This is a genomic window from Clostridium sp. D43t1_170807_H7 (assembly GCF_015555905.1).
Lineage (GTDB): Bacteria > Bacillota > Clostridia > Clostridiales > Clostridiaceae > Clostridium.
The window spans coordinates 1-4087 of record NZ_JADNLK010000050.1 but is presented as its reverse complement, the minus strand read 5'-3'; the positions used below and the strand labels follow the sequence as shown (position 1 = coordinate 4087).

3 protein-coding genes, 2 tRNA genes and 2 rRNA genes are annotated in these 4087 nt (G+C 28.3%); 6 read left to right on the top strand and 1 reads right to left on the bottom strand.

Going from position 1 to position 4087, the window contains the following annotated elements:
- The first annotated feature begins 8 nt into the window (after positions 1–8).
- From rrf (I2E98_RS15520) to I2E98_RS15500, 5 genes are all read left to right on the top strand, one after another.
- A 5S ribosomal RNA gene (gene rrf, locus I2E98_RS15520) occupies positions 9–125 on the top strand.
- A 5-nt stretch (positions 126–130) separates the two neighbouring features.
- A tRNA-Lys gene (locus I2E98_RS15515) sits at positions 131–206 on the top strand.
- A gap of 103 nt (positions 207–309) precedes the next feature.
- Positions 310–1266: an L-lactate dehydrogenase gene (locus I2E98_RS15510; RefSeq protein ID WP_195469774.1), complete on the top strand. Its 957-nt coding sequence runs from the start codon at positions 310–312 to the stop codon at positions 1264–1266.
- 286 nt (positions 1267–1552) lie between these two features.
- Positions 1553–1669 (top strand): 5S ribosomal RNA (rrf, locus tag I2E98_RS15505).
- Between the two features lie 5 nt (positions 1670–1674).
- Positions 1675–1750: transfer RNA gene (locus tag I2E98_RS15500), tRNA-Lys, on the top strand.
- Between the two features lie 76 nt (positions 1751–1826).
- Here the strand turns inward: I2E98_RS15500 and I2E98_RS15495 are convergent.
- Positions 1827–2591 carry a signal peptidase II gene (locus I2E98_RS15495; protein ID WP_195469773.1) on the bottom strand — a complete coding sequence of 255 codons (765 nt, stop codon included), beginning with the start codon at positions 2589–2591 and terminating at the stop codon, positions 1827–1829.
- Between the two features lie 162 nt (positions 2592–2753).
- Here I2E98_RS15495 and I2E98_RS15490 point away from each other — a divergent pair, with 162 nt between their 5' ends.
- The gene (locus tag I2E98_RS15490; protein ID WP_195469772.1) at positions 2754–3557 is read left to right on the top strand and encodes a pyruvate, water dikinase regulatory protein; all 804 of its coding nucleotides are present in this window, start codon (positions 2754–2756) and stop codon (positions 3555–3557) included.
- Positions 3558–4087 lie beyond the last annotated feature (530 nt).

Sequence of the window (4087 nt, the reverse complement as noted above, 5' to 3'; positions counted from 1 at the left end):
CCATAGCATCTGGTGATGATGGCGTAGAGGAAACACTCCTTCCCATTCCGAACAGGAAAGTTAAGCTCTACAGCGTCGATGGTACTGCACGGGGGACTGTGTGGGAGAGTAGAACGTTGCCAGGTAATTTGCGCTATTAGCTCAGTTGGTAGAGCACCTGACTCTTAATCAGGGTGTCCCCGGTTCGAACCCGTGATGGCGCACCAAAACCTTAATTTATCTTATGATAAATTAAGGTTTTTTTTATTTTTTTAATTAGTATATAATAGGAAATGATATAATAAGAAAATATAGAAGGAAGGTTAAAAAATGGCATTAAAAAGCAGAAAAGTAGCTATTGTTGGAACTGGATTAGTAGGATCAAGTACAGCATTTAGTTTAATAACACAAGGCGTTTGTGAAGAGATATTAATGATCGATTTAAATGAAGAACGAGCTTTAGGAGAAGCAATGGACTTAAACCATTGTATAGAGTATTTAAATAGAAATACAAAGGTTAGAGCCGGTTCATATGAGGAATGTGGAGATGTTGATATTGTAGTAATAACAGCAGGTGCACCACCTAAACCTGGTCAAACAAGAATAGATACTTTACATTTATCAGCTAAAATAGCAGAGTCTATAGTGAATCCAATAATGAAAAGTGGATTTAAAGGATATTTTATAATTATATCTAATCCAGTAGATATGATTGCATATCATGTATATAAACTATCAGGATTACCTAAAAGTCATATAATAGGTACAGGAACATCAGTTGATTCTGCAAGATTGAAAAATTTTATTGGAGAATTATTAAATGTAGATCCAAGATGTGTTCAAGCATACTCTATGGGAGAACATGGAGATTCACAAATGGTGCCATGGTCACATGTATATGTTGGGGGTAAACCATTTTTAAAAGTTATTGAAGATAATCAAGAGAGAGTTGGAGATGTAAATTTAAATAGTCTTGTATTAGATACAGCTAAAGCAGGATGGGAAGTATATAATAGAAAAGGAACTACATATTACGGAATAGCAACAGCAACAGTTGCGATAATAAAAGCAATTATAAATGATGAGAATAGAATAATGCCAGTTTCTACGTTATTAGATGGCGAGTATGGAGAATTTAATGTATTTACAGGAGTGCCAGTTGTTTTAAATGGTACTGGTGTTAAGGAAGTTGTAGAGATTGATATGTTGCCAGAGGAACTTAGTAAATTTAAGCAATCAAATGATTTTATAAGAAAATGTATTTCTGAATTAGGATATGAAATATAAATAAAATTTACATATAATAAAAGATTAATTTAATATTAGTTTATAATTTTAATTAAAAGTAAAGTTAAGTGATTTATTAATAAATTGCTTAACTTTATATAAGAAAGTATTGGTTTTTCAGTATAGTATTTATTAAATATTTCTTTAAATATAAAGTATTTTGAGAATAAAAAATAAAAATTAGATAATAATAAAATTATTTTTAAAAATATGTTGACATATGTAGAATATATATGTATAATAAATACTTGTTGAGGGACAAATCAACGAAACAAATAAAAATAAATCTGGTGATGATGGCGTAGAGGAAACACTCCTTCCCATTCCGAACAGGAAAGTTAAGCTCTACAGCGTCGATGGTACTGCACGGGGGACTGTGTGGGAGAGTAGAACGTTGCCAGGTAAAATGGTTTACTAGCTCAGTCGGTAGAGCACTTGACTTTTAATCAAGGTGTCCGGGGTTCGATTCCCCGGTAAGCCACCAAAATCACTTCTATATTAGAAGTGATTTTTTAATAAGAACTTGCTTAGCATAATATATATATAAAAGGAAAAGGTATTTATACCTTTTCCTTTTTTAATATTTTTAAAATATCAGTTTTTATAAATTTAAAAAAGCTTTTAATGGCTTTTATATCATCTTTTAAGCTAGTATCCTCTTCAGAAAAAAATCCACTCTTATAACATGACATAATAAAAAATAGTAATCCAAGGTTAATATATATATCTTTTAGATCAGCTATAAATAGGTCACTTATACCAATAAAGTCTAAGCTACCACCATAAAAGACTTTATCTATAAAGGAGCATAATGCACCTGAAAATATAAATAAAAAACACATATCTACCCAAAAGCTTTTTCCATTTTTAAATTTGATGTATCTATAAATTTCAACAAATAGCATTAATGAGATAGCATTAATTAATATTAATAATGAAAAACTAATATTAAAATTGAATCTAGCATTTAACCATGAGCCTTGAGTATTTATTATGGGATTAAAGGATAAGAAGTTAGGGATTATTTCAAAATAATTATGGAAGAATTTGAGCTTTATAATTAATTTTATTCCCTGGTCCAATAACATTAATATTATAAATGTTATTAATAAAGCTTTAGTATTTAATCCATTTGGGTTTTTAGTATTACATTTATATATAATCCATCCAGTAAAGGCAAATACTAAGATTAAGGAAAAATTTAAAATTAATGTATATAAATCATTAACTCTACCACTAAAAACTTCAAATAAAAAATATATAAGCCACATAACTGGTAATATTCCAATTGTAAGCATTTTATCTTTATTAAAAGAATATTTCATAAGCTCCTCCTAAAGTTATAATAAGTATAGTTAGATTTTATCATATTAAATATAATAATTCACTATGTTAGCAATTTATTCAAAAAACTTGTTATAATAATAATTGGGAAGAGAATTTATTAAAAATAATATTTAATATGTAAAATTAGGAGGTTATTAAGGATGTTAACGATTTTTGCAGTATCAGATTCAATAGGGGAAACAGCAGAACAAGTAGCTGAAGCAGCAGCAAGTCAATTTCCTGAAAATGTAGAAGTAAGAAGAGTACCGTATGTTAAGTCTTTAGAAGATGTAGAGGATTTAATGAGAGATATAAAGGAATGTGAAAAGGCGATGATTGTATCAACAATTATTACAGTGAATGTAAGAGAATATTTAACTCAGAAATGTGTAGAGAGTAATCTATCTGTAATAAATGTTCTAGGACCTATAATAAATGTTGCATCATCGCTTTTAGACCAACAACCACAATATAACCCAGGAGCTATGTGGAAAACGGATGAAGCTTACTTTAAGAGAATTGAAGCTATGGAGTTTGCTATGCAGTATGATGATAGTAAAGACTATAGAGGATTAAGAAATGCAGATGTAGTATTAGTTGGTCTTTCAAGAACTTCAAAAACACCTTTATGTATGTATCTAGCTAATAAAGGAATTAAAGCTATTAATATTCCCTTAGTTCCTGAAGTTGAAGTTCCTAAGGAATTATACGAAATAGATAAGCATAAAATATTTGGGTTAACAATAAATCCATTGCAATTAATAGAAATAAGAAAAAGAAGATTAGATAAATTTCATAGAATTCCTTCAAATATTGAATATGCAGGTGATGCTAGAATATTAGAAGAGTTTGATTTTGCAGATAAAATAATTAGAAGGCTAGGATGTAAAACTATAGATGTAACGCAAAGAGCTATAGAGGATACTGCATTAATAATAATTAAAGCATTAGGATGTGATAAGTAAATTTATATAGTTATATCTAAAACACATATTTGTAAAAATGAGAAATGCAAGATAGTAAATGTATAATTTATATCATAAAATTAAAAGTAGAAATAATTATTTGATACAAAGAGAGTTTATATTTAAAAGTGAGATTTAAATATTAATTCTTAAATAAACAAGGAATAGAAGCTTTAGTGAAAATAAGACCTAAGAAGGAATATTCTTAGGTTTTTTTATTCTAAAATTTATTCTATTAATTAAACAAAAATATATTGACATACATGATTAAAAGATGATAATATAAAACACGTCGCTGATGAGAGATGACTTGATAACTTAAGAAATAAGTTATTGACAAGTAATTTTCGAGGTGATAGAATAATAAAAGTCGATTGCGATAAATGTTAAAAAACTTTAAAAAAGTTATTGACAGATATGGTAAGAGATGATAAGATGAATAAGTCGCTTCGATGCGACAGAGTAAATGGTCTTTGAAAATTGAACAGAATATAGTTAAAGTAAACCAGCAATTCTTTTGAGATAAGTAA